We start from the raw sequence: 18,587 nt of genomic DNA on the forward strand, positions 1-18,587 counted from the left end.
CCGTGAATCCATGACCAGGAAGCCTGGCCATCTGCATCGGGCTCGTTCCCAAAGGTGCTGTCGAACCAGTATAGCAAGCAACGATCTAGGAATTCCGAGATCGGAACCACTGGACGCAGCCTTTCATCAACATCGCGAATCGCTCGACGGGGACACGACGGATGTGCCCGTGCCGATCCACCTGCAGGACCGTCTCAGATTCCAAATCCATCGCGGAAAGAAACCCACCGCCGAAACAATACGTGTCCATGCAAACCAGGTGGGTGTGCCGCAGAACTTCACCGGTCGGCTGGGGCGTGTGCCCGACGAAAACGCGTTTCCCGCTGTGATGAGGTGCGGGCAGACTCGCGGGCAGATGCGTCCAATATGTCAACTCGTCGCTCTGTGACTCGACATCGCAACTCGGGTCGTACATCGCGTGCACGAAAATTTCTTGATCCGTCTCGTAACTGGGAAGCAACGCCTCAAAAAACGCGAGGTGATCTTTGGGGATTTTGCCCGTTGAACCACCGTAACTGGTCACCGTTGCTTTGCCGCCGCTGCGAAGCCACATCGCATCGTCCAAGCCTCGGGAAACCACGCTTTGCAGCATCCATTCATGGTTACCACGCAGGGGAATCACTTTGCACGCCGACTGCAATTCGATCAATTGATCGATGACATCGCGAGAATCGGGGCCTCGGTCGATGTAGTCGCCGAGGAAAATCAGCTCATCATCGGCGGTAGGCGCGAGCTCCTGGATCATTGACCGGAGGGCTTTGGCGCAACCGTGGACGTCGCCGATCACATACCGAGCCATTCAATTCACACCCGGGTCGAAACCCTGTTGCTCAGAAGGGAAGGGCACGTCCGGCGTCAAATCCTTCATGATCGCTTGGCCGCAACGACGCACCAATTTTTCCCAGACTTCTTCGCAGGGACCAAAAATGGAATCCGTGTCGGCGGGAGTGATTAACCAACCGCCTTCTTCCAACTCGCTTTCCAATTGCATTGGCCCCCATCCCGAATAGCCAACCACATAACGCAACTTGGCGTCGTCTCGCCGAGCCAGCAATCTCAAGTGGTCTTCATCCGATGTCACCCAAGCCGGAACGTCCGCCCACTGGATCGACATCGAACCCCATGGTTCGGCTGGATGATCGTGCAGCTGTGTCTTGGATCCTGCGGGATCATTTTCGGCCCCTTCGCCGATATCCACTCCACACGGATCGCCAATACCGGCAATGTTGTGCAGGGCCAAAACGGGTCCATTGACTGGACCGCCCAGATAAATCTGGTCGGGGTGTATTTGAAGAGACTCGTTCGTTTTGTTCGGGTCGCTGGCATCGCCCAAGGATGCCGACTCAGCCTGCGATGCAAGCAATGAACTCATGTCCGGACCGCTGGATGCCTGCCACGACGGATCGCTCATTTCAATCACATCGCCAAAACGCTGAGGTCCCGCGCGGTTAATGACCACGCCAAATGCACCTTCGTGCGTGTGCCGAATGATCAGCACGACAGATCGGAAAAAATTACCGTCATGCAAATATGGCGACGCGATCAAGAAACAACCGGTGCAATTCTGGGACGTTTTCATCTCAAGCCCGGGTCAAGGACCGGCAACTGCGTGGATAAGGAACGGTTGAGTAGGACGAGGCAAATGCCTTCTGCCGGAACGGCCCGCTGGGTGCAACGCACAAGCCGGATGCCACGCCCAAAAGGTACTTGAGTCTTCATTCCCGCTGATTGCTAAATTCAGGACTGGTCTCGGTACTGATCGCGCCAAAGGCACCCACCCCAGGACAAACCTACGCCAAAACCGACCAAAACATTGGTTGCATTCCGAACCAGTTCGTCGCGTTGTCGCATCCGATCGATCAGAATGGGCAACGTGCAAGATACCGTATTCCCGACATCCGCCAAATCGACCGGCAATCTCTCCGGAGAGATCTCCATTCGCTTGCGAAGTTGGTCCAACATTTTCCAAGTGGCCTGATGGAAGAGATAGTGGCCGATTTCGTCATCCGACAATCCGTTTTCCGTCAGGATTTCATCCACCAACCTTGGGATCGCTTCGACCGTGAAGTTGATCAGGCTGGGGCCATCCATATACAGACGACTCTTCCAACGCTTGCGGTGGCGAGGCGGGATAGCGTCCTCGGCCGGGCGACTTCCGCCGTTGCCCACAATCAACATGTCCGCGCCACTGCCGTCGCTGCCGAATTGATATCCCCATAGAGAGGGTTGGTCGGCGGACGTGATCAAAGTCGCCGCAGCGGCGTCACCGAAAATGGTCCGCAAACTGCGATCATTCTCATCGATGTATTTACTGTAAGTTTCCGCCGTCACGAGCAGAACTTTTTTCGCAACGCCGGTCCGGATCAATCCGTCGGCCATGGCGGTGCCGTACACAAACCCGCTGCAACCGAGATTGAAATCGATCGCGCCGCATTGGGTTCGCAGCCCCAACCGATCCTGCAGCAAGCATGCGGTGGTCGGCAGCGGATAATCCGGAGTCTGGGTGCACAGCAATACGAAATCGATCGACGACCGATCCAAGTTTTCGCGTTCAAACAATTGCTCGCACGCCTGAACCGCCAAATCTGCCGCTGTCTCGTCCGGCTTGGCGATGTGCCGCTGGTGAATGCCCGTTTTTTCCGAGATCAAGTCGAGATCCCACGAGGGGAACTGTTCCTTCAGCGTCGCATTGTCTTCCACATGTTCCGGAAGATGCACCGAGATGGGACCAATCTGGGCGTGGGGCACGTTCGTCTCGGCGAAGAGGCTAAAGAAAACTGGCGTGGGTCATTCGAGTGAACGCGGAAGCGTACCAGCCATTCCGCATCAACGGCAACTCGCAAACGAGGATCCACCCCAATGGGCATAAAAAAACCACGCCCGTGATGTCCGGGCGTGGTCTTGAAGAGCGGCTGATCGGATTCGAACCGACGACAATCACGTTGGCAACGTGATGCTCTGCCAACTGAGCTACAGCCGCGTTTCAGTTGTGTGGGGCACAGTATAGGAACCATCGGATTTGTCGCAAGTCGACTTGAAAGGTTTTTTAACCGCTTGTCGATCATCGCCGGAAAACACTACACTTTGCCGCTGCATGAAACGGCCCCTGAAGCAGGTGGCCCCCCGGTCGAAGCGTCCGATCACCCCGGCCTATTCGATTTCGCTTCCCGAAGTAATCGAGAGCCAGTTCCGGTTCGATCGATTCGTTTTTCTAACACAAGGTTCAAAATCAGGATGTCCACGTCTTTCGACACCGATTCAACGCCCGCCGAAGACGCGGCTGCTCCCGTCAAAGACCCGCTGCAGTTGAACATGGAGGTTACGAAACCTCATGCCTGTTTGCGGGAGGTTGTTGTCACCATCCCTCGTGGCGAAGTGGATCGCTACATGAAGGACGCGTACGACGAACTCGTTCCGGAAGCCCAGGTTCCTGGATTCCGTGCCGGCCGCGCGCCACGCAAGTTGGTTGAAAAACAATTCAAAGATCGCATCGAAGATCGAGTCAAAGGCTCGCTGTTGATGGACAGCCTCGCCAAAGTCACCGAAGATGCTGAGTTCTCAGCGATCGGTGAACCTGACTTCGATTACGAGTCGATCGAATTGCCTGAAAAAGGCGAATTCAAATATCAATTCAGCATCGAAGTGCGACCTGAATTCGAAACTCCAGACTGGAAGAAACTGGAACTGAAAAAACCCGTCGAAACGATCTCTGAAGAAGACGTCGACGCAGCTCTTCAACGAGTCCTTTCACGCTACGCTTCTTTGGAAGCCAGCGACGCACCAGCCGAGATCGGCGATCGCTTGTTGATCACCGGCAAATTTGTTGACGGCGAAAAAACCATCTCCGAGATGGACGAAGAACGCGTCACGTTGGCCAATCGCCTCAGCCTCTCCGATGCGGTTTGCGAAAACTTCGGCGAACTGATGAAGGATTGCAAAGAAGGTGATGTCGTGACCGGCAAGGTCAAACTCGGCGAAGGTCACGCCAACGAAGAAATGCAAGGCAAAGAAGTCGACGCTACTTTCACGGTCGTCGAGGTCTTGAAAGAGCAACTTCCAGAACTGACTTCCGAATTCCTCGATGAATTGGGCGAGTTCGAAACCGAAGATGAACTTCGCGAATTCGTTCGTGCATCATTGGAACGACAAGCCAACTTCCGCACCGAACAAGCGATGCGGGGCAGCATCATCGAAAAACTGCTGGCTTCGGCAGACTTCGAATTGCCACCAACCTTGGTTCGTCGCCAAATGAAACGAGAACTCGACCGCAAGGTTCTTGAGTTCCGTCGCAGCGGCTTCGACGACGACATGATTCGTCGTTTCGTCAACGCCAGCAAGCAGAACATGCAACAGGGCACCGAGTCCTCGCTGCGTGAGCACTTCATCCTTGAGCAAATCGCCGACGAAGAGAAAATCGACGCGGAACCTCAAGAATACGAAACGGAAATCCAGCTGATCGCTGAGCAAAGCGATTCGTCGCCACGTCGCGTCCGTGCTCGTCTGGAAAAGACCGGTCAAATGGATGCTCTTCGTAACCAAATCGTCGAACGCAAGGTCATTGAACTGATCTCCGAAGCGGCAACGGTTACCGAAGAACCTGTCGAAAAAGAAGCCGAAGAGAAGAACGAAGAGTTCGCCATCGATCACGAAGTGCTGCCAACCAAGGATCACGACGCGATCCCAGCAGCCAAGTACGATGACAACACGCCGAAGGGCGCCGAAACTGAAGACAAGCAGGAAAAAGACAAGGACTGATTCCAAGTCCCTTTTCCAAGCGCATCAACGCCCGGTCGCCAATCGCGATCGGGCGTTTTTTCGTGCGTCACCCGTGAACGCGAATGACGTCAGATCGCCGGAGAGCCTGTTGCTTTTCTCCAGGCGGTGACTTTATGCAAATTGATCCGCCCGGTCCGTTCGCGTTGATCACACACGTCCCCACGAACACCCCAGCAATCAGGACGCACGCCTTCGCTCATCAGCGACCGCATCTCCGGCAGCCGCAGTGATCCGGCCAAGGCGATCCAAACGCTGTGCTCGCTCGCCATGTTTGCCAACGCCCTCAGCCGATCGATCGACAAATGGTCCGTCAATGTTCGGCCGTCTTTACCGAAAGTATCGATCAACAATCGATGACGCCCTGATTCGATCACGATGTCGAGCACTCGCTCCACGGAGATTGTGTCGGCGACAAGATGGTCCGCGTATGCGACCGGCACCAATTCAACCGATTGTGGCAGTCGGACCGACTCCCAAAGCTCCATCAGTTTCTTTGCGGTGGAGCAACCGCTAGGGCCGACCTTTGCAAAAGAGAACTCCGGCGGAACGAGCGAAGATAAGTCGGCCCCCGTGTCGGACTCACCCAACGCCGCCGATAACCGCACGGTGCAATCCGCGGGGGCACCATCAACGAATTCGCTGACGGCTGACTTCCAAACACACGGGTCACATGCGGCCAAAGCACCCCGTGAAGGCTCTTTGAAGTCAAGGATATCGACGCCCCCGGAGACGGCCACACGGGCCTCCCCCAGATCCCGCACACTGACCAGCAATTTGGAAACGCTCCCGCTCGCCTTCCCCGAACAGGTCGAACGAGCTTCGGTTCTAGCAAGCACCAATCTTTGGCGGGGTGAAGTCGACTCCACTTCGATTCCTTCGGGGCATTCTGATCCAAGCCACCGCTACATCCGATCGACCCGAAGCGGCTGGCAAGCTACAGTCTTCGTCAAAGCAAAACGCAAGAAACAAGTGTCAGGCACCTTTTAGGCGATGCCCGCAACAGGCCGCTCCGAAAAAAGATCTCCGACACTTGTTTCTCAAACGTTCCGAAACAGCGTTTCAGGAACGCAACTTACGTGAAATCAACGTCGCCCAACAAGACACCGGATTTGCCGCGGTGAATTACGACTCCATCGAGACGCCTTCGCAGTTCGCAGAATTTTGCGAAGCCATTGCGGACGAACCCGTGATCGGTTTTGACACAGAATTCGTGTCCGAGGACTGCTACCGCCCCGAATTGTGCCTGGTCCAGGTCGCCGCGGGCAAACATTTGGCGGTGATCGATCCTTACACCGTCGGCGACACAAAGCCCTTTTGGGACATCCTGACCGACGACCAGATCGAACCTGGCAGCCGAGTCGTCATCGCTCATGCGGCTCGAGAAGAAATTCGATTCGCGTATCGGTATTCGGGCCGACCGATCGCGGGATTGTTCGACACTCAATTGGCCGCAGGATTTGTCGGGATCGAATACCCCGCTTCGCTGGCGACACTGGTTCAAAAATTGGTCGGGCAAACGCTTCCCAAAGGCGAGACCCGAACGAACTGGCGACATCGACCTCTGACCAAGGATCAGCTGACTTACGCGTTGCACGATGTGACGACGCTGGCGGAAATGCACTCCAAGCTGATCGCCGATGTCAAAGCTCTCGATCGCGTTTCGTGGCTCGACGAAGAAACCGATCGCCTGCAAAAGAAGGTCATCGACGCCGAAGAAAGTGAGAACTGGCAGCGCGTCAGTGGCAGCTCCGGTCTGAAACCGCGTCAACTTGAAATCATCCGACACCTTTGGCGTTGGCGTGAAGAGATCGCTCGCACCAAAAACCGATTGCCTCGCCGGGTGATGCGAGACGACCTGATGGTCGAACTCGCCAAGAAGGGTTCACCCGACACGAAAAAGATTCGCAACATCCGTGGCATGGAACGTCGTGGGTACAACGATCAATACGATGAAATTGGGGCTGCCATTGCGGCGGCTTTGGACGTCCCTGACGAACATTTGCCCCGTCGAACGCGCGGACGTTCTCGGAGTGCTTCGCCGATGCTGAGCCAGTTTCTCTCGACCTCGATCGCTTGCATTAGCCGCCAGCAAAAATTGGCACCTGCGATCGTCGGTAATTCAGATGACGTCAAAGAACTGTTGTCTTACGAGTTGGATCCTCGTCGCGGAACACCCACGCCATCATTGCTCAAAGGTTGGCGTGGCGACATCGTTGGCACCGCATTTCGAAAGATCCTTCGCGGCGAACTAGCCATTCGCGTCGCGGACACCAGCGAGCAACAACCGCTCGAATTCGTTGAGTGCGAAGGCTCGAACCAGCCCGACGAGTGAGCTTCGGTACCAGATGGACCGAAACGGCGGACTCCGGTCACTACTCGTGCTTGTGATGTTGCGGGTCGCGATCGTGATGACGCTGGTTGATGTGAACGTGCAACTGAGGATGGTTTTGAAACAACCAATCCCAACCCGACTCAGTGATTGCTGCGTCGTCCAGGTACAACGATTCCAAGTGTGGAAGCTGGACGATCACCTTCAGGCCTTCATCTGAAAGTGGCACACCGATTAGGTGCAGCCCTCTCAACGATTTCACTTCCAGCAATGCACGGCCGATATCGTTTCCCAACAAAGTCGACCCGACTCGCAATTGGCGCAGCTTTGGCAACTCCGAGAGTGAACGGATCCCCTTTTCGGTCAATCTGCTGTGCGGCAGGTTCAAAAACCAAATCGATTTTCGTTCGAGCAAAGGCTTCAAGCCTTCGTCGGTGATCGGCGAAAGCCGCAATCGCAAATGCCGGAGTTCAGGAATTTTCGCGATCGTGACCATCCCTTCGTCGGTGATCACGCCTTCATCGATCAACACCGTGTCCAACTTGGGAAGCTCTGACACCTGAGGTTCGTCCGACTCGCCTTCTGATGAAGAAAGAGAGCTGCTAGGTGGCAATGGGGCAGAGTCTGAGGACGACTCATCCGTTGCCGTTTCATCCACAGACGACTGTTCATCTGCGAGCAAATTTTGCCGTCGCTGCTCGGCTGCTTTTTCCAGTTCTTCAAACGGAATCAGAAGCAACTTTTCGTCGTTGATCTCATACGTTGTCGTGTGCAGCTGAATCGACGCACCACTCAGAATTTGCTCGATCTGCTGGGCGTAAAGCTCTTCCGGCTCAGGAGGTTTTGCCGGTGGCTTGGGCGGTTCGATCGGTCGAGTGGCCCACCATGCCAGCCCGAAGATTGCAACGACAGCAATGCTCACGCCGAGTTTGGTGGGCGTGCAGAGTGCAATCAACCGTTCCTTGAGGCTGAGTCGCTTGGGCGGCTGTTCCTCGTCGTCCGTTTCAACGACATCGCCCAATTCATCTTCGTCATTGTCAGGCGGAGACTCAGCGCCGGATTCGCCCGTGACCGCGGCAGCAGCGGATTCATCTTCGGGCGAATCGTTTTCTTCCTCTCGGTCGTCGTCTGGTATTTCGTTCGATGACATGAGGAAGATTTGTATCCTGGCACCGGAGCGCCGATGAACGACGCTCCGGTGCGCAGCTAAGTTTCGTCGAGAAGCAAAACGCTGAGACGATTGACCCAGTAACCGTCGCAGCGAGTACAAATGCTTCCGCCCGAGTGAACGGACGAAGAAATCATTCCCGCAAACGATTCCTTGTCAACGAAACTTATGTCTGGATGGTAAAGCTCATCTTTTGGATGGGCGAAGGTGGGACGGCGGTGGGAATGTCTTTGCCGTTGAAAGTGGGGTACCACCGACGACAAATGAGTGTCAACGCCGAATTGTCGTTTGATTCAAAAAATTCACACCCCCCGCAGTTTCACGAGACGTTTCCCCTGACGCGTTTCGGCCGTTGGGCCCGGAAAAGACGACCAATGGGCCACTCGGTTGCCGCACCGATGCGACCATCGGTATACCGCACCACCGGCGTAAATCTTCGGCATTTGTTTGCGTGGATTCGTCGGCGTGGTCATCCATTCGATTCAAGATCAATCCGGCGATCGGTATCCCAGCGGATTCGGCCGCACGGGAGGTAGAGATCACATGATGCAAAACCCCCAATCGGTCAGGAGCCACCAAGAGCAACTCAAACGAGTGGCCATTCTGATCGCTCCAACGCTTCATCTCGATCGCCAGATCCACGTTCAGCCAATCGTCGCTGATGGGACTGAACAAACCACCGGCTCCCTCAATCATGACGACGTCGAAATCGCCGTCGCACCAAATCGCCAAACCATCTCGCAATTGTCGCGTATCAACCTTCACCCCTTCTCTCGCGGCCGATTGCGGTGGCGACAAAGCAGCAAGGAAACGTTGCGGGCAAACCGCGTCAATGTTTTTGGGGCGTCCTGCCGCTTGCCATAGCGTTGCCGCATCGACACTATAGCGCTGGCCATCGGCGCGCAACTCGCAACCACTGGCCACCGGTTTGTAAACACCAACCCGTTGCCCGCATTCCCGCATCCGCTCAACCGTTTTCGCGGTGCAGTACGTTTTGCCAACCTCGGTATCGGTTCCCGTAACGAAATAGAGACTTGCCATGAGTTCTTCGGTCAAATTGTCGTTGATTCAAATGCGTGATGCGGGGTCGAAAGACAAGTCGATCGATGCATCGATTGGATGGATTGAAAAAGCCGCCGCCGAAGGTGCCCAAATCGTCTGTTTGCAGGAACTGTTTGCCACATGTTACCCATGCCAGAGCGAAGACCACGATAACTTTGATCTGGCGGAATCGATTCCGGGACCGACGACCGAAGCCCTGCAACCGGTGGCGGAACGATTGGGTATTGTGATCGTTGCCCCACTGTTCGAACGCCGAGCACCAGGCGTTTATCACAACAGTGCCGTGGTCATTGACGCCGATGGAAGCATCGCGGGCGTGTATCGCAAGATGCACATTCCTGACGACCCGTTGTACTACGAGAAGTTCTATTTCATACCCGGCGACTTAGGATTCAAAGTCATTCCGACCCGCTTCGCCAAACTGGGTGTGGGAATTTGCTGGGACCAGTGGTTTCCAGAAGCGGCTCGCCTGTTCGCTCTCGCGGGCGCCGAGATTTTGCTCTATCCAACCGCGATTGGCTGGATCGACGAAGAGAAAGAGGAATTCGGCGAAGGCCAGCGTGATGCGTGGATGACCGCGATGCGGGCTCATGCGATCGCCAATGGAATCTACCTGGGAGCCCCCAACCGCGTCGGGATTGAAGGTCGTGTCGAGTTTTGGGGATCGTCTTTCATCGCCTCACCGCGAGGAGAGATTCTCTCGCAGGGCGATTGCTCAAGCGATCAAATCGTCTCGGCCGATTGTCAGTTTGCGGACATCGATGTCGTTCGAACGCATTGGCCGTTCCTTCGTGATCGTCGCATCGATGCGTACGGTGATCTAACGAAACGCTGGATCGACTGAGCCACTCGAACCTGTGCACATTCTCATGCACATTGACATTGCCGCTGAGCCGACATCGTCACTTTGGCAAAGTATGTCGCGTGGTGATGTCCTGCATTGCCGCGTGAATTTTTCCGTTGCTAGCCAACACGCTGGTTGTTTCCAACGGCAGCGTGTCGCCGGTCGCGGTCGTAATCTTTCCACCTGCTTCGGTGATGAAGAGTGCACCAGCGGCGAAATCCCACGGTGACAATTTGTATTCGAAGAATGCGTCAAACCCGCCGCAGCCAACTTGGCAAAGATCCAGCGACGCGGTGCCAAAGCGTCGGATGCCATGAATTTCATTTTCGAAACATTCGGCAATCGCATTCAAAGTGGCTCGCATCATGTCGCCGCGGTCGTAATAGAAACCGCAACCAATCATGGATTGATTCAGCGAACTTGATTCACTCACCCGAACTTGGGTTCCATTCTCAAAGGCACCTTGCCCCTGAACCGCGGTGAACAAATCTTCGCGAATTGGGTTGTAGACGGCCCCGACGATTGGAACTCCTGATTCGTAGTAAGCAATCGAAACCGCGAAATGCGGCAAGTGATGTGCAAAGTTGTTTGTGCCATCGAGCGGATCGATGACCCACAAATGCTCAGCGTTGGCATCGCCGCCTTTGAGATCTTCTTCGCCCAACAATTCATGATCGGGGTAGGACTCACGGATGATCGCTGCCACCGCTTGTTCGCTTTCCAAATCAGCGTCGCTGACCAAATCGTAGGTTTTCCCACCGTCGGTGGACTTGTCCCGCATCGTCACGCCATTCTCGAAATATCGACGAAGAATTTCGCCGCCGTTCTTCGCAGCCTTGACTGCGGTTTGGAGTAGTTCAGACCGCCTCAAATCGTTCTCGGACATTTTTCGTACCTTCGGTCAATTGGGAGAGGCGGTAGTTTGTTATCGTGAAGGAGTCATCCCATGACTCTCCATTCGATTTGCCCAACGAGGATGTTCGTCGTGAAAATCTTTTCGACCGCTCGTGTGTTCGTTTGCTGTTTTGTGATTGGTACCGGTGGGATTGCCAAGGGGGACGATCGAACAACGTCGCCGTCCGTCGATGCCAAGAAAACCACTGCTGCGAAGATCAGTCCGGACGCGGATGAAGCGGCCACTCCCGACGCCGAACCCGCTGAAGAAGAGAAAGCGAAAGTGCTTTCGATTGGTTCGTTGGCTCCCTCCCTCGACATTGAGCACTGGTTTGGTGACTCGCCTTCGCCAATGTCAGAATTTGAGCCGGGCAAAGTTTACGTGGTTGAGTTCTGGGCGACCTGGTGCGGACCGTGCCTTCACAGCATGCCACACCTTGCCGAACTGCAAAGCAAGTACGAAGACCAAGGTGTTCGCGTGGTGAGCGTCAGCAATGAAGATCTAGAAACTGTCACCAGCTTCCTGGAACGCCCTGTCAGCCCGGAGATCCTTGGCCTTCCAGAACCCAAAGAAGAAGCTGACGAGGACGCAACTGAACCTGATGAAGATGAGTCGACCGAAGAAGAAGCCGAACGAATTACCTTCGGCGAATTGACGTCTGCTTACAGCCTGACCACCGACCCAGACAAATCAGTTGACGAAGACTACATGAAAGCCGCCGCTCAAAACGGCATCCCCACCGCGTTCATCGTCGGCAAGGACGGTCACGTGGAATGGATCGGACATCCAATGTCGATGGATGGCCCTTTGGAAGCGGTTGTCAATGACAAATGGGATCGAGGTCCAGCCAAAGAAAAATTCGAGCGCAAACAAAAAGTCGATCTAGCATTACGCGAGATCTTCATGGCGTATCGCACCGAGCATTACGAAACCACGTCGCGACTATTACAAGAACACGCCGATCTTTTCCAGGGCACAGGGTATGAATCGATACTCAAGTCAATTTGGTTCCCAACGGCACTTGCAACCCAGCAAAACGAGATCGCGTTGAAATTGATCGAAGAGAAGATTGAATCCAATCCAGACGATGTTGTCGCCATCAATCGCTGGGCATGGGAAGTCTACGAGGCCTTCGAGTCAGGATGGGATAATAGCGATAAGATTTTGATGACGACCACGAATGCTCTGGAGTCTGCTTTGGCTTCGGAAGAAAACGAGTCAAACGATGCATTGTGGCCCGCGTACGACACCGTTGCTCACCTGAAGGCATTGGCGAAAGACAAAGACTCGGCAATCGAGTGGCAGCAGCGCGCGATCGAGACCGCACCTGATGATGAAAAAGACAAACTAAAGGCGTACCTGCGAGAACTGACTGGCGAAGCGTCAGACGCTGATGGCGATTCAAAACCGGCGGACGAAGACAATGAAGACTGATCGTTCCATTGGTTGATCGCCAAAAGATCGCCCTGCTGGCAACCTTTCTGCTGATGGTTGCGTCGCTTCGCAATGCTTTGTATCCAGCAGAGCAGTGGCTGCAGCACACTCCCACGGTGTTGATGCTGCTGGGTCTACTGTGGTCAACCGGTAACGCTAGATTGTCGCGAATCGCATTTGGTTGTGCGATCGCGTTCATTGTTCTGCATATCATCGGGGCCCGCTGGATTTACTCCAACGTGCCCTACGATGCTTGGTGGGAATTTCTGACCGGATCCTCGCTTTCGGACCAATTCGGTTGGCAACGCAACCACTACGACCGATTGGTCCATTTTGCATCGGGATGCTTTGGCGTCCCGGTGGCATTTGATTGGCTGAAGCAAACCTGGGATACATCGCACCCCAAAGTCACACTGCCCAAACGCTGGGGATGGTTTTTGTCGCTATGCGTTGTGATGGCCGTGGGGGCCGCCTACGAAGTGTTGGAATGGCAGATAGCGATGTTTTTCTCGCCTGATCAAGCGGAAGCCTACAATGGCCAGCAGGGTGACCTTTGGGACGCTCAAAAGGATCTCTGCCTAGCTGGAATCGGTGGACTGGCGGCCATCGGAATCCACTGGATCTGGTCGGAAATACGCCGCGACTGAATCTGTCATCTTGACGGAACCGGTCGCGGGGCGTCGTAATGGGACAATGCAACGAGACATTGATAGCCAGCGACTTCACGACGACCTCCGCGGATTGGTTTCCGGTGACGTATTGTGCGACGCAGTGTCGACACAACTGTACGCATCCGACGCCAGTATCTACCAAATTCGGCCGCTCGCTGTCGTGCGGCCACGTTCTGTGGCTGACGTGTCCGCGACCGTTCAATACGCTTGCGAAAATGACTTGCCGATTCATCCACGTGGCAGCGGTAGCGGTGTATCCGGAGAATCAGTTGGCCCCGGCATCGTCGTGGACATGTCCGCTCACATGAAGCGGATCTCTCCATCGGACGATGGGATGCAGGTCACCGTTCAGAGTGGAGCGACTCTGTCGAGCGTCAATCGCTTCTTAAAAGGACATCGGCGATGGTTTGGTCCCGATCCCGCCACGCGATCGATCACCACCATGGGCGGTGTCATCGCGACCAATGCCTCGGGCAGTCATTACCTCCGCAGCGGCTCGGCACGCGACACCGTTTTGTCGTTGCGAATGATTGCCGCGGATGGACGTCTGGTCGAACTTTCTCAGCATGCCCCAACGCCGGCCAGCGACGATGAAACGCTAACCGATGGTGGAAACCATGATGCGATTCGAGACCCGAACGCGTCGCTGTTGGATCGATCCGGTGAAGCAGGATTCGTCAACCGAGTCTCCCGTGGCCTAGTCGAGATCCGCAACCGGTTCAACTACCACATCGACTCCAATGCATTCGCTTCGCCCGCCAGCGGTGGGTATCGACTCGACGATCTTTACGATTCCAATAACAGGGTCGATCTGGCGAAATTCTTCAGTGGATCTCAAGGCACGTTGGGCTTGATGGTCGACGCCACCGTTCGCACCGAAGCGATCCCGGCGCACCGCGGCGTGGTGCTGTTCTTCTTCCACCGACTCGATTCAGCCACGCGTGCCGCCGTGTCGGCCCTCGAACATGGACCAATCGCATGCGATGTCATGGACCGCCGCCTCCTTCAAATTGCTCGCGAAGGTGAAAAGCGGTTTGCGGACTTGGTGCCTCGCGAAGCGGAAGCCGCAATGCTGGTTGAGATCCAAGGTGAATCGCTTGGAGATCTTTATGATCGACTCGCCATTTTGCGACAATCAATCTCCAGTGGCCACGATGCGGCATTTCAATCCGAAGACACCATCCGAGATGAAATTCGCGATCTTTATTGGACGTTGTTTCGACGGGTGATTCCGCGACAGTATCGAGTGCGTGGCACGCAGATGCCGTTGCCATTTGTCGAGGACATCCATTCACCACCGGAGCAATTGCCGGAGATGGTGGTTGCCGTTCAGAACGTTCTCAAGCGTCATCAAACCACCGCGACCATCTTTGCTCATGCCGGTCACGGTCAACTGCATGTTCGCCCCATGCTGGATTTGCAGAAGGAAGAAGATCGACGAAAGATCCGTCCTCTCAGCGAAGAAATTGCCAGTGTTGTTTGGGACCGCGGTGGACAAATCGGAGTCGAACACGCCGCCGGACTCAGCCGCTCTTACTTGATGCCAAAGCAATCGGGCGAACTTTGGCAAGCGATGGGGCAAGTCAAACGATTGTTCGACCCGTATCACCGTTTCAATCCTGGCAAGCTATTCGGTGCCGTGCTGCAAAAGCCCGATGAGAACCTGCGACCGCTGGATCAAACGATTGAGATCGTCGCCTCCGGACGCAGTGTGATTCCATCGTCTCTGCCGATGACAACCGAAAGCGCAACCGACGAAATGAATGCGTCTTCGTCCGCCAAAGCGACGGACGGGCTTGCACAGGATGGATCCAAGACGAAACCATCTTCGGACGCGGTACCGCCGGACGACCAATCGTCGGATGATCCTCAGCCGACCAAATGGGTTGCGTCCATGATGCCGCACCAACCGGCACCTCAATTGGAAGTCCTTCAACACTGGCCCGGTGGCGCTCCCATCACGACGACCACGCGCGCCTGCAACGGGTGTGCTCGCTGCCGTGCTGACGCCTCGGATGAACGCCAGTGTCCCATGTTCCGGATCACTTCGATCGAAGAAGCCTCTCCGCGAGCGAAGGCCAATCTGCTTCGAGGAGTCCTGAGCGGACAACTGCCCGTTTCAGAACTCACTGGAGAACGAGCCAAAGCCGTCGCGGACTTGTGCTTCAATTGTCACTCTTGTCGCGTGGAGTGCCCCGCGTCGGTCAACATTCCAAAGGTTGTCGGCGAAATCAAAGCTCAGTACGTCGCCACGAACGGTTTGACACTGTCGGATTGGTTGATCGGCCGCATCGACATGTTGGCTGCACTCGGATCACGTGTCGCATGGCTTTCCAACTGGATGCTTCGGCGACGATCACTTCGATGGTTTGCTGAACGAGCCCTTGGCTTGTCCGCTTCTCGTGAAATTCCATTGCTAGCCAGTGAATCGTTCGTCCGATACGCCGTGCGAAGACGATGGCACCGAGCCTCGCCGGCCGGCGGATTGAAAGTGGTCTACTTCGTCGACCATTTCGCGAATTATCACGATCCGGAAATTGGTCGTGCTTTGGCTGAAATCCTTCAACACAATCGCATTGGGTTTTATGTTCCGACGGGCCAAAGCTTGAGCGGGATGGGACGCATCACCGCGGGCGACCTGAAAGGTGCCCGAAGAGTCGCCAAACGCAACGTTCGCTTGTTGGCCGATGCGGTCAGGCAAGGCTACACGGTCCTGGCGACGGAACCGGCTGCTGCCTTGTGCTTGAAACACGAATACCCAAACCTGCTCGACACCGAAGACGCTCACCTGGTCGCCGAACACAGCTTTGAAGCATGTCATTACCTGTGGTCACTGCACCAAGAAAAGCGTCTGACATTGGAGTTCGAACCCGTTCGGCACCGCATGCTGTATCACCAACCGTGCCACAGTCGAGTTTTGCACAGCGACACCGCGGCAGCCAACTTGATGCGATTGATTCCAGAACTCGAAGTGGACGTTGTCGCGAAGGGGTGCAGCGGAATGGCTGGGACATGGGGACTGCAGCGTAAGAATTACCGCAATAGTTTACGGATTGGATGGCCGATGGTTTCCACGGTTCGCAAGGCGACCACCAGCGCGCCTACAACCGAATGCAGTGCGTGCAAATTGCAAATGGAACACGGCGGTGACTACGAAGCCATTCATCCGCTGAAGTTACTGGCGCATTCGTATGGCCGATTACCCGCGTTGAACTTGCGGGGAAAAACTCCAAACTCAGGAGGTGTCCGAGCATGAACGAGCCGCGATCGATCGAAGTTTTGCTGTTCGCCGGTGCCAGCGAGGCCGCCGATGGTGCGGATCGTGTGATCGTCCAATCGCACGAGAACACCACCGCCAGTGATTTGATGAAGCAACTCGCCGACCAGTATGCCGCTTTGGCACCATTGGCTCAAAGATCACGATTGGCGATCGATCAAAAGTACGTGTCGCCCAGTCACGTGATTCAGCCAGGTGCGGAAGTCGCTTTGATTCCACCGGTCAGTGGCGGTTGATCGTGCCTGTCCAACCCACCACCGACGAGAAATCCGGTTCCGTTCACGTCTGTTTGACGGACAAACCTTTGGAACCCATGGTTGCCGCGACGTCCTCCGAAGAACCTTGGCTGGCACACCCCGACGCGGGTGCGATGCTTTGGTTCCATGGAGTGACTCGCCGCAAAACGGTACAGGGCGATCGCGTTACCGTCACGAAAGAACTTTCGTACACGGCCCATCGCGAAATGGCGGTCAAGCAACTCAGAGAGCTTGCTCACGACGCCGTGCGGGAATTCACCTTGCACCGGGTCGTGATTTGGCACCGCCTGGGCGTTGTCCCGATCGGACAAGCCAGCGTGATCGTCGGATGCAGCAGTTCCCACCGAGTCGCCTCGCTCGATGCGGTTGCCACCATCATGGATCGCTTGAAAAAAGAAGTTCCGATTTGGAAACAGGAACGATTTGAATCAGGCGACCGCCAATGGATTCACCCGTCACCCACGACGGACGATCCAACGACTCATTGATGTTCGACGAAAACACCCACCGGGCATTTTCGCGAAACATCACTTCTGACGGCGTTCAGTCGCGAGGTGGACGAACGTCCTTCGTAGCCCCCGCACCTGTTTGTGACGCGCGGCGATTTTCTCGCTGAATCGCGTCATAAACTTCTTGGCGGTGCACTGGAATCGCTTGTGGAGCTTCAATCCCCAGACGCACTTTGTCGCCTCGGATATCAACGATGGTTACGACCACATCGTCACCAATCATGATGCTTTCGTCGCGGTGTCGGGAAAGGACGAGCATGGTGTCCTCGGCTTAAGTTGTCGGAGTGGGAGAGCTTTCGAATCAATTCGTCAGGAATTTCAATGTGTTCACGGCGGCAGTCCATTGCCGAGAGTTGTTGCATTCCATCGCAAAGTTTCGGACGAGGTTCACCTGATGAAACAACACCCGTTGTTTCGCCTCGCGTACACCACTCATCGACCCACCGCATGGAATAGTTCACGCATCGGTCAGAAGGTCGGCACGTGCCGGTCGTGCCGATTCGACTTGGTACCCCGTTTGCAACGCCCACCGATCCCCAACACCGGATCCGGACACGAATTGACTGTTGCAGGTTCACTCCGTGCGTTTTCCGAGACCCCAGACCACTCGGGCGGACTCAATTGCCGCTTGGTCATCGCTGTACCGCATGCCAACGAAAAATGGCGAGCACAGTGAGCGCTCGCCATTCGTGTTTGTTTCAGATGCGTCGTGCCGGCTCAGGCGGCCCGTACTTGCGACGTCGGCAGTGGCTTGGCCGATTCAGCCGCCACGGTTGGCAATGGCTGACGCATGGGGCGATCGTCGTTTGTGATGACTTGACAACCCAAGCGGCGATCCAAATTCAACATCAAAGGAGCACGCAGGTTGGTCGTCAGTTTCCCGACGTGTCCGGCGACGGTGGTCATCACGTAGACTTCGGAACCTGATGTCAGGTGCAGGCTCGACAGATCACGGCGACCAATGTGGACGCGATAATCGGGGAAGAACGCACGTGGGCTGATCACGGCCAACGCTCGATCACCACGGGCAGCACTTTGCAGCCACGCAACCGAAGCGTTGTCAGGATCTGGAATGAGCGCCCACTGATGAAGCGATTCCATTCCGATCAAACCTTGCGGGAACAAAAACAACTGATCGGCGTTGAGTTCCAACGTGCCGAAGCGATGACTGTCGATCCGCATGACTTGATTCCACTCGTCGAATTTTTTGGTATCCGGGACCGGTCCTGTCCCAGACGGTTCCATCGGGTTCTCCGTCGATACTTTCATCGACCACCTGACGATACCAGTTCACTGAACAATCGAAAAAAAGCGGAAATTCGCTGCAGCCGTCACAACCGGAATTCCCAGCCATCAACGTGGCAG

The 18,587-nt window shown here is 55.4% G+C and carries 17 protein-coding genes and 1 tRNA gene; 8 read left to right on the plus strand and 10 right to left on the minus strand.

What is annotated here, in order from left to right; translation table 11 throughout:
* Nucleotides 1–85: 85 nt before the first annotated feature.
* The 4 genes from RB_RS11460 to RB_RS11475 form a co-directional block, all read right to left on the minus strand.
* On the minus strand, nt 86–799 hold the full coding sequence (locus RB_RS11460; RefSeq protein WP_007337498.1) for a metallophosphoesterase family protein: 714 nt from the start codon (nt 797–799) through the stop codon (nt 86–88).
* A complete protein-coding gene (locus RB_RS11465; protein WP_011120564.1) occupies nt 800–1,579 on the minus strand; it encodes a YqgE/AlgH family protein in 780 nt (259 codons plus the stop codon). It abuts the gene before it with no gap.
* A gap of 158 nt (nt 1,580–1,737) precedes the next feature.
* Entirely contained in the window at nt 1,738–2,748 is a 1,011-nt protein-coding gene (locus RB_RS11470; protein ID WP_011120566.1) for a ketoacyl-ACP synthase III, read from the minus strand.
* Between the two features lie 159 nt (nt 2,749–2,907).
* Nucleotides 2,908–2,980: transfer RNA gene (locus tag RB_RS11475), tRNA-Gly, on the minus strand.
* 254 nt (nt 2,981–3,234) lie between these two features.
* Between RB_RS11475 and tig the strand changes: the two genes are divergently transcribed.
* On the plus strand, nt 3,235–4,755 hold the full coding sequence (gene tig, locus RB_RS11480) for a trigger factor (protein ID WP_007330527.1): 1,521 nt from the start codon (nt 3,235–3,237) through the stop codon (nt 4,753–4,755).
* 89 nt (nt 4,756–4,844) lie between these two features.
* Here tig and RB_RS11485 read toward each other — a convergent pair whose 3' ends face one another.
* Complete coding sequence (locus RB_RS11485; RefSeq protein WP_011120568.1) at nt 4,845–5,642, minus strand: (5-formylfuran-3-yl)methyl phosphate synthase; 798 nt, start codon at nt 5,640–5,642, stop codon at nt 4,845–4,847.
* 251 nt (nt 5,643–5,893) lie between these two features.
* Between RB_RS11485 and RB_RS11490 the strand changes: the two genes are divergently transcribed.
* The gene (locus RB_RS11490) at nt 5,894–7,108 is read left to right on the plus strand and encodes a ribonuclease D (protein WP_037230144.1); all 1,215 of its coding nucleotides are present in this window, start codon (nt 5,894–5,896) and stop codon (nt 7,106–7,108) included.
* 40 nt (nt 7,109–7,148) lie between these two features.
* Here RB_RS11490 and RB_RS11495 read toward each other — a convergent pair whose 3' ends face one another.
* Both RB_RS11495 and bioD read right to left on the minus strand, forming a co-directional pair.
* The gene (locus RB_RS11495; RefSeq protein WP_164921892.1) at nt 7,149–8,255 is read right to left on the minus strand and encodes an adenylate cyclase; all 1,107 of its coding nucleotides are present in this window, start codon (nt 8,253–8,255) and stop codon (nt 7,149–7,151) included.
* 288 nt (nt 8,256–8,543) lie between these two features.
* On the minus strand, nt 8,544–9,314 hold the full coding sequence (gene bioD / locus RB_RS11505) for a dethiobiotin synthase (RefSeq protein WP_164921893.1): 771 nt from the start codon (nt 9,312–9,314) through the stop codon (nt 8,544–8,546).
* Here bioD and RB_RS11510 point away from each other — a divergent pair.
* Nucleotides 9,313–10,179: a carbon-nitrogen hydrolase gene (locus tag RB_RS11510; RefSeq protein ID WP_007329752.1), complete on the plus strand. Its 867-nt coding sequence runs from the start codon at nt 9,313–9,315 to the stop codon at nt 10,177–10,179. The two genes, bioD and RB_RS11510, sit on opposite strands and share 2 nt — an antisense overlap.
* A gap of 58 nt (nt 10,180–10,237) precedes the next feature.
* Here RB_RS11510 and RB_RS11515 read toward each other — a convergent pair whose 3' ends face one another.
* Nucleotides 10,238–11,065, minus strand: a complete 828-nt coding sequence (locus RB_RS11515) for an inositol monophosphatase family protein (RefSeq protein ID WP_011120572.1) — start codon at nt 11,063–11,065, stop codon at nt 10,238–10,240.
* A 99-nt stretch (nt 11,066–11,164) separates the two neighbouring features.
* Here RB_RS11515 and RB_RS11520 point away from each other — a divergent pair, with 99 nt between their 5' ends.
* The 5 genes from RB_RS11520 to RB_RS11540 are packed head-to-tail and all read left to right on the plus strand — an operon-like array spanning nt 11,165 to nt 17,201.
* Entirely contained in the window at nt 11,165–12,508 is a 1,344-nt protein-coding gene (locus RB_RS11520; RefSeq protein WP_164921894.1) for a redoxin domain-containing protein, read from the plus strand.
* Nucleotides 12,509–12,516: 8 nt separating this feature from the next.
* Nucleotides 12,517–13,155 (plus strand): DUF2238 domain-containing protein, encoded by a 639-nt coding sequence (locus tag RB_RS11525; RefSeq protein ID WP_011120574.1) that lies wholly within the window; start codon nt 12,517–12,519, stop codon nt 13,153–13,155.
* A 46-nt stretch (nt 13,156–13,201) separates the two neighbouring features.
* On the plus strand, nt 13,202–16,435 hold the full coding sequence (locus RB_RS11530) for an FAD-binding and (Fe-S)-binding domain-containing protein (protein WP_164922823.1): 3,234 nt from the start codon (nt 13,202–13,204) through the stop codon (nt 16,433–16,435).
* Nucleotides 16,432–16,692, plus strand: coding sequence for a MoaD/ThiS family protein (locus RB_RS11535; protein ID WP_011120576.1), 261 nt, complete (start codon nt 16,432–16,434; stop codon nt 16,690–16,692). Before RB_RS11530 ends, RB_RS11535 begins: the two co-directional genes overlap by 4 nt.
* A gap of 2 nt (nt 16,693–16,694) precedes the next feature.
* Entirely contained in the window at nt 16,695–17,201 is a 507-nt protein-coding gene (locus RB_RS11540; RefSeq protein ID WP_231846416.1) for a molybdopterin synthase catalytic subunit, read from the plus strand.
* A gap of 55 nt (nt 17,202–17,256) precedes the next feature.
* On the opposite strand, the gene csrA is transcribed toward RB_RS11540, so the two are convergent.
* Together csrA and fliW are read right to left on the minus strand one after the other, a co-directional pair.
* A complete protein-coding gene (gene csrA / locus RB_RS11545) occupies nt 17,257–17,481 on the minus strand; it encodes a carbon storage regulator CsrA (protein WP_007325270.1) in 225 nt (74 codons plus the stop codon).
* A gap of 458 nt (nt 17,482–17,939) precedes the next feature.
* Entirely contained in the window at nt 17,940–18,404 is a 465-nt protein-coding gene (fliW, locus tag RB_RS11550; RefSeq protein WP_037198267.1) for a flagellar assembly protein FliW, read from the minus strand.
* Between the last annotated feature and the right edge of the window lie 183 nt (nt 18,405–18,587).

Source organism: Rhodopirellula baltica SH 1 (assembly GCF_000196115.1).
GTDB classification, from domain to species: Bacteria; Planctomycetota; Planctomycetia; order Pirellulales; family Pirellulaceae; genus Rhodopirellula; species Rhodopirellula baltica.